The organism is Peptidiphaga sp. (assembly GCF_057238965.1).
In genome coordinates, this window is record NZ_DBHHEV010000108.1 from 1 (window position 1) to 7,209 (window position 7,209).

5 protein-coding genes and 1 pseudogene are annotated in these 7,209 nt (G+C 58.7%); all 6 read left to right on the forward strand.

The window, feature by feature from the left end; translation table 11 throughout:
* Nucleotides 1–424, forward strand: a pseudogene (locus tag ACO48X_RS10180) (phosphate acyltransferase); the annotation flags it as partial.
* 170 nt (nucleotides 425–594) lie between these two features.
* On the forward strand, nucleotides 595–1,773 hold the full coding sequence (locus ACO48X_RS10185) for an acetate/propionate family kinase (protein ID WP_485001977.1): 1,179 nt from the start codon (nucleotides 595–597) through the stop codon (nucleotides 1,771–1,773).
* Nucleotides 1,774–2,160: 387 nt separating this feature from the next.
* Entirely contained in the window at nucleotides 2,161–3,915 is a 1,755-nt protein-coding gene (locus ACO48X_RS10190; RefSeq protein WP_485001979.1) for a P-loop domain-containing protein, read from the forward strand.
* A gap of 767 nt (nucleotides 3,916–4,682) precedes the next feature.
* Nucleotides 4,683–5,435 carry a hypothetical protein gene (locus ACO48X_RS10195; RefSeq protein WP_485001980.1) on the forward strand — a complete coding sequence of 251 codons (753 nt, stop codon included), beginning with the start codon at nucleotides 4,683–4,685 and terminating at the stop codon, nucleotides 5,433–5,435.
* 363 nt (nucleotides 5,436–5,798) lie between these two features.
* On the forward strand, nucleotides 5,799–6,482 hold the full coding sequence (locus ACO48X_RS10200; protein WP_485001981.1) for a hypothetical protein: 684 nt from the start codon (nucleotides 5,799–5,801) through the stop codon (nucleotides 6,480–6,482).
* A gap of 157 nt (nucleotides 6,483–6,639) precedes the next feature.
* Nucleotides 6,640–7,209 (forward strand): RCC1 domain-containing protein (locus tag ACO48X_RS10205; protein WP_485001982.1); only part of this gene is annotated, 570 nt, incomplete at its 3' end.

The following is a 7,209-nucleotide window of genomic DNA, read 5'->3' on the forward strand; positions in this document are numbered from 1 at the left end:
CGGGGTGGACCCGAAGGTGGCCATGCTCTCCTACTCCACGGGGGATTCGGGCAATTGACCCTACGTCGACGCGGTCGTCGAAGCTACTCGCCTGGCGCGCGAGCTCAACCCCGACCTCCTCATCGAGGGGCCGATCCAATACGACGCCGCCGTCGACGCGGCTGCGGCCGCCAAAAAACTCCCGAACTCGCCTGTGGCCGGGCGGGCGACGGTCTTTGTCTTCCCCAGCCTCAACGCGGGAAACATCGGGTACAAGGCGGTCCAGAGGACGTCGGGCGCCATAGCCGTGGGCCCGGTGCTTCAGGGGCTGAACAAGCCCGTCAACGACCTTTCGCGGGGCGCGTTGGTCGAGGACATCGTCAACACCATCGCGATCACGGCCGTACAGGCTCAGCAATCCGCCCAAGCCGAGCAATCTGTCTAAGCCGGGCGGCACGGGCCCGGCGATCCGCCCAGGCTGAAGTCCGGGGCTGAGCAGCGCGTCCGGGCCCGCCGTCCGCTTCGGCCGGGCAAACCTTTTGGCCGGACAATCGCGGCCTCGGCCCGGCAAATCGCCCAAACTCAACAATCCTAAGCAAAACAGGTAAGGACATCATGTCAGTTCTCGTCATCAACTCCGGCAGCTCGTCGATCAAGTACAAGCTGATCAACCCCAGCTCGGGCGAGGAGATCGCCTCGGGGCTCGTCGAGCGCATCGGCGAGGAGACCGGCCGCATCAAGCACGAATACGGCGAAAAAAGCCGGGAGATCGATGGCCCCGTTCCCGATCACACGGTGGGAATGGAAACCGTGCTCAGCCTGTTTGAGGAGATCGGCCCGTCGCTGACAGACGGATCGATCAAGGCCATCGGCCACCGCGTAGTCCAAGGGGGAAAGTACTTCGACGGCCCGGCCCTGGTCGACGACGCCGTCGAAGCGCGGATCGAGCAGCTGTGTCCGCTCGGCCCGCTTCACAACCCCGCCCACCTCATCGGCATCAGGGTGGCCCGCCGTCTGCTGCCGGACGTCCCTCACGTCGTCGTCTTCGACACCGCATTCTTCCAGTCGCTTCCGGGCGAGGCGGCGACGTACGCCATCGACCGCGAAATCGCGGAGAAACATGAAATTCGCCGCTACGGCGCCCACGGGACGTCGCATCAGTACGTCTCGGGCCGTGTCTCCGAGATCCTCGGGCGCGACGACCTTCGGCAGATCGTGCTGCACATCGGCAACGGCGCCTCGGTGTCGGCAGTGGTCAACGGCTCGGCGGTGGAGACGTCGATGGGGCTCACGCCGCTTGAAGGCCTTGTCATGGGAACGCGCACCGGCGACATCGACCCCGCGGTCGTCTTCCACCTTGCGCGCACAGCGGGCATGGACATAGACGAGCTCGACGCCCTCTTCAACCGCGGCTCCGGTCTGAAGGGCCTGACTGGACAAAACGACATGCGCGCGGTGCGCACCCTCGCTGCCGAGGGAGACGAGAACGCGATCGAGGCCTTGGCGGTCTACGCCCATCGAATCGTCAAGTACATCGGTGCGTACGCAGCCGTCATGGGAGGCCTCGACGCGATAACCTTCACGGCGGGGGCAGGCGAGAACGACGCCGATCTGAGGGCCGACGTCATAGGCAGGCTCGCGGGCTTCGGCGTGAGAATCAACGCCGACCTGAACGCCGCCCGCTCGAAAGAGCCCCGAATCCTCTCGACCCCCGACTCGACAGTCGCGGTGCTGGTCGTCCCCACGAACGAGGAACTCGCCATCGCCCGCCAAGCGATGAGCCTGGTCGAATGACCGCCGCCAGAAGGCAAGTCGAAACCAAAAGGCCGGTCAGAACCAGAAGGCAAATTGCAGCCGAAAGACGGAATTCGGTGTGAAGGGGCGTTGCCGAAGGACAAATCACGGCTGAAAGGTGAGCTGAAACTCAGAGACGTCGCTCACCTTTCAGCCGAATCTGTATTTGTTCCAGTATTCACCGGCATTCAGGAGATCCATCGGCTCCTTCCGGCAGGCCAACGATCCCCTCACTTCGCCATAGGAAGCCCTGCACGACATGCGGAACGTTCAATGGTTGAACGTGGAGAGCTCTTCCCGTAAGATGGCCGCGTATTCATCCAGGGATTGGTTTTCTAATCCCGTCGTCGTAACCGTCTAAAGGTTTAGTAGCTTAAGCTAGGTTTTATGCGCTCTCGCTCGGATTTCCAACGTCCTCGTCCGAATACCCGCCGTTACGACGAGCCCCCCGCTCGTCGCACCGGAACTGACGCGGATCTTCTCAGCTCCTTGGAGCAGCTCGATGGCAAAACATACGGTGCATACAAGACCGTCATCGGAGATTGGGACTACGGCACTTTCCAGGTCATGATCGACCGGATCCAGGCCGACCCGTTTGCACCGCCGTCGCTTCTAAGAGTTCAGTCGACGCCGGAGAAGATGGGGCTTCCCACGAGTCTCATTGAGACGCGCGAGCAGCGCATCGCCGTCGCCGATTTCCTCATCAGAACCTTTGACCGCGAAATCCAGAGCCACGGCCGCGGCGCTGTGCAGATCGCCAGAACCGGCCAGGAGATACTCGAGCGTTCCGCTTGTTCCGTGTCCGCGGACCGAATCGAGCTGCGATTCCAGGTGCAGATGCCCGCGCGAGGCAGGATGATCTTAGGGCGCACGGCGGCCGAGATTTTCGACCGCGACGTGCCCGACGCCATCGTCAACACCCTCGACTTCACGTCCTCGGAAGCCGCAGCCGATCTGGAAGCTATGCGCGCCCACGTCCACGCCTACGAGGATTACCACGCGCTGCAAAAGGCTTTGGCCGACAACGGGTGGATAGCCTTCGTGGCCGACGGGTCGATGCTGGCTCGCCTTTCCGGCGTTTCTCAGCTTCCGATGGAGGACGCCGTCGCCTTTGAGTCGCCCGAATCGCTGCGCCGCGAAGTCACCCTCCCCCACGCCGGCCTCGTCAAGGGTATGGCGATTGAACCCGGTGTGACGGTCATCGTCGGCGGCGGCTACCACGGCAAATCGACCTTGCTCAACGCCCTCCAGCGCGGCGTCTACCCCCACATCCCGGGCGACGGGCGCGAACTGGTCGCGACCGTCGACGACGCGGTGAAGGTTCGAGCGGCGGACGGGCGCGCCGTGACCGGCGTCGACGTCTCTCCGCTCATCACCGAACTTCCCGGCGGCGCAGACACCGCTCGCTTCACCACCGAAAACGCCTCCGGCTCAACTTCCCAGGCTGCCTCGATCATGGAGGCCATCGAGCTGGGCACGCGCCTGCTGCTCATCGACGAAGACTCCTCGGCGTCCAACCTGCTCGTGCGCGACTCTCGGATGCGCACGCTCGTGGAATCCGAACCCATCACTCCTCTGGTCGATCGCATTCGCGCACTTGCCGACACCGGCGGCGTCTCGACTCTCATCATCACGGGCGGAACCGGAGATTACCTGGACGCAGCGGACAGAGTCATCATGCTCGACACCTATAAGTGCTACGACGTGACGGACAGGGCGCGCAAGGTGGTTGAAGAACAACCGCGCAAACGAACGGACGAGCCTTGGCCGGTCTCCGAGTCCAAGCGCTGCCCGCTTCCCGAGAACGTGCAAAATGACCGCCCGAAAACGAAGGCGGCCGGGACCGACGGCATCATCCTCGACAACCAGACGATCAGCCTCGCCGACGTCGAACAGATCGTCGAGAGCGGCCAAAGCGAAGCGATCGCCTGGATCGTGCGGGGCATGCTCGAACATGTCTGCTACGGAGAGCTCACCGTCGGCGAAGCTCTCGATCAGGTCGAACGCATGCTCACGAGCGGCGGGCTGGACACTTTAAGGCGTTTCGGAGCGCGCGAGTACCCGGCCTTCCTCGTGCGGCCCCGAAGGGTCGACGCCGGAGCGGCGCTTAACCGATTCCGCGGGCTCAAGCTCTCCGACTGAGGCAGTCTCGCCCAGTCGAGACAGCCCTGTACTCTGGCTGAAGCGAATTCTATCGACGCGGTGCCCCGCCCAACGGCTGGGGCACTGCTGTTTTTCCGACCCTGAACCGCCTCCAAGCCGCTGTCTGAAACGGGCAGCCGCAGTCAATGATGTTCAGTGAGTCAACCATGCCCGATTCCGTAGGGATGTTGGATTCCTTTCTAATGTGCCGCTCCACTTTTGCGCAGTTCCGGCAGGCCGCCTGAGTTGGCGGCTCACATGTTGAAACATCCTGCGAAAGCGTTCATGCAGTGCTAAGGTTTGCGTATCACGTCAAATTTCTGGAAGGAAGCGCGCATGGGCGATCTCAGTTTTGGCAGCGCAAGGGCGGGAATCGGGGCAACTCGGCTTTGCGGCGCCCTCGCACCGGAGCGTTCTTCAAGTCGCACAGTACGTGAAGGGGCCAGGCAAGAACGGCTAGAGTCCGAGAAGCTCCGCGTTTCAGCACCCGGTGGGAAACTCTCATGAACTCGCGAAAACCTCTCAGAAACAGCAGGTCATTCGTGGCTTTCTTGCTGTCCTTGTTCGTCGCCGTCTCGGGATGCGCGCCGTCTGAAAGCCATCAAACTGGCTCTGCCGGGACGTCGTCACCCCGCGAATCGGCTTGTGCTATGTCAACCAAGCGAGACGTCTCCGGTCCACGCGCTCTCGGTCACAGCGGGGACGTTTCCGCCCAGGCCCGTTGGGACTCCGCCAGAGCCGACGCCAAAAAGGCGACCCAAGTCTTCATGGCAACCAACGGTCGCCTGAAAAGCAAGATCGAACAAAAGGACCTCGAGTATTTCAAGACTGCATACGGCGAAAGGATGGCCAAGGATCCTTTCTTCGCCAATGCGTTTGGGCTGACATTAGGCGCGAACAACACTCTGAGACTGGCGTCGCTTGCCAGCACAACCAATCACTTCTCTGAGGACTCCGCCAGAGAGGTGCGCGCCATCCTTGGAAGCTCTCTCATACTCACCGCCGGAGGCCTTCGAAACAGTCTTGACGCGGATGGCCGCAATCTTTGGAATGCTTGGAACACCGGACTCGACGGGATCAAATATGACTTCGACACATCGTTGAAACAACAAAGAGCGAGGTACCTGGACGGCTTGAACGAGTTAGGCCCGAGCTATTGGAACGGAAAAGAGGCATCTGCCAAGGGACATGGAAAACCTGGGTACTATCTCATCAGCGGTATGATAGCCGACGCCGCGAAAAGCTGTGCGCACTTAGGATTGGGAGATGCTTTTCTCAACGGAAAACACGCGATAGCGGATGACATCGTTAGCTGGGACTACAAGCATCCTGGCCCGTTTGCCCCTCCAAATGTGGAGTACCGCCCTCCGCTGACAAAAACGTGGGATCCAATTCAAAACATGTTAGTCGGGATGGGCGGCAATGCCGCAGCCTCACGCACTTTCTTGGCCACGGAAGCGCCGTTTGCTGTAAAAAACACTGTCGATCAACCAACGAGCTTAGTCCGTTACCTTGTTTGACACAGACGCCTTCTTCCATATCAAAATGAAAACGAAATGTTCTACTTGGACTATGGGAACGCTCTCGGTGAGATCATCGACAAAGCTAGTTCGGACACCCGCCAACCGCAGTCGCCGTATGTAGTTCGAGAGTTTCTGCAAGGCTACATCGATGGGCTGTCTCAATCGGACGCCGAACACGAGGGGTAGGACCGTTTTGGCTACTTCAATCGTGGCCTGAGAGAGAAATCCGGAGACATTCTCAAGGAATACGGATCAGACCTCGCCGACGAAATAAGTGGTCCGACAGGAGTCGCGGGTGCCACAGAAGGAAGGTCAGGAAAGAAAGGCAGCTACCATCTAGCGCTGACTCAGAACCTAGTAATGTCCATGCATAAAGCGGACTCCGACTTCTTCAAAGACATAGCTTTCAGCAAGAAAGCGAAGTCGACGCTCATAGACTCTTTGAAGAGGGGATTTGAAAAGGGCTTAGAAACAGCTTATCTAGAGAATAAAGGATCGTCATCCTCAGAAGATATTAAATATGAAATAAAAATACTTAAGACTAAGTATATCAACATATTCAATACGATTGACACGGAATCACTTGCTGCAGACTTGTACGTGACGGAGGGCGGATCGCTAAGCGATTTAAACACTATAAGCTTGCAAATTATGGTCCAAGGAGCAGGCTCTTTCCCTGAGGACCAGATAGGGGGCATGCTCGCAGATGCGAAACTGGGCAGCAATGGACCCGCCTCGTCAGAAAGCAACGAAGATGAAATTAAAGTATGTGAAAGGCTCCTAAGAAGGAGAACGAGGTTGAGTTCCAACGTCGACAATGCAGAAGTCAAAGCAATGACTCGTATAATAGTCAACGAACACGACACTAGCTATAAGAATCAAGCCATCGATTTCAATAGAAAAGTAACCGACAGCAATCGACGTTTTATGGACGAGCAGGGCAACTGGTTGGTTGGAATCAACCCCAAAACTGGTGTCGTCACAGGGGACGACGCCCGCGTACAACAGTACATTAACTTCGTGAAAACAGGTTGGAGGCCTTAATGCGCCCCGTAAAGCAAGCCGCTCCAACTCTGTTTCGGCTATCGGTTCACTTGACCGGCGCGCCGAACGGCGCAAAACAATGTTGTGTCCCTTCAAGACGTCGAGACACTGAAAACGAGATGATTCGCCAATGAAGACTGTCAAAGCGAGTAGACCTATGAGCCAACAGTCCAGCCGTAAGTTTCTGATCGTCAAGCGTTTCTTTCGAGCGTTTGCCCTCGTGGTGTGCATTGTGGCGTCTTCAACGAGGAGCGCCTCGCCCGAGCTGGCCCCTCTCAACACGTATCGGAGTGACTTTGCATCGGTGTCGGTAGGCAGACATCACCTTTGTCTGAAAACAAAAGGCCAAGAGGTCTACTGCTTTTTCCCCAATCTTAAAAAGGGCAATCACCGCAGCCTTGGAAACATTGTTCCTTTGGAGCCTTTAAACAAAAAGGTTAAAGCTGTTTTTTACGCGGATTACAACATCTGCACAACCGACATGGTGGACGCTCTCAAGTGCGGCGGCCTCAATGACAGACGACAGCTCCGCAGAGACGCGGATTACAATCACTTGTCCTATATTTTCTCGCCGGAGGCAGTGACAGACGTTGCCGGTGCGGGGGATCATTTGTGCGCGGTTGTCGAGGGGCAGGCGCGGTGTTGGGCCGGCAATTCCTACGCCCAGAGCACCGGGGAAATCGGCTCTCCGCCCGGCGACGTCTACCCGGAAGACTCGCGCCCGGTG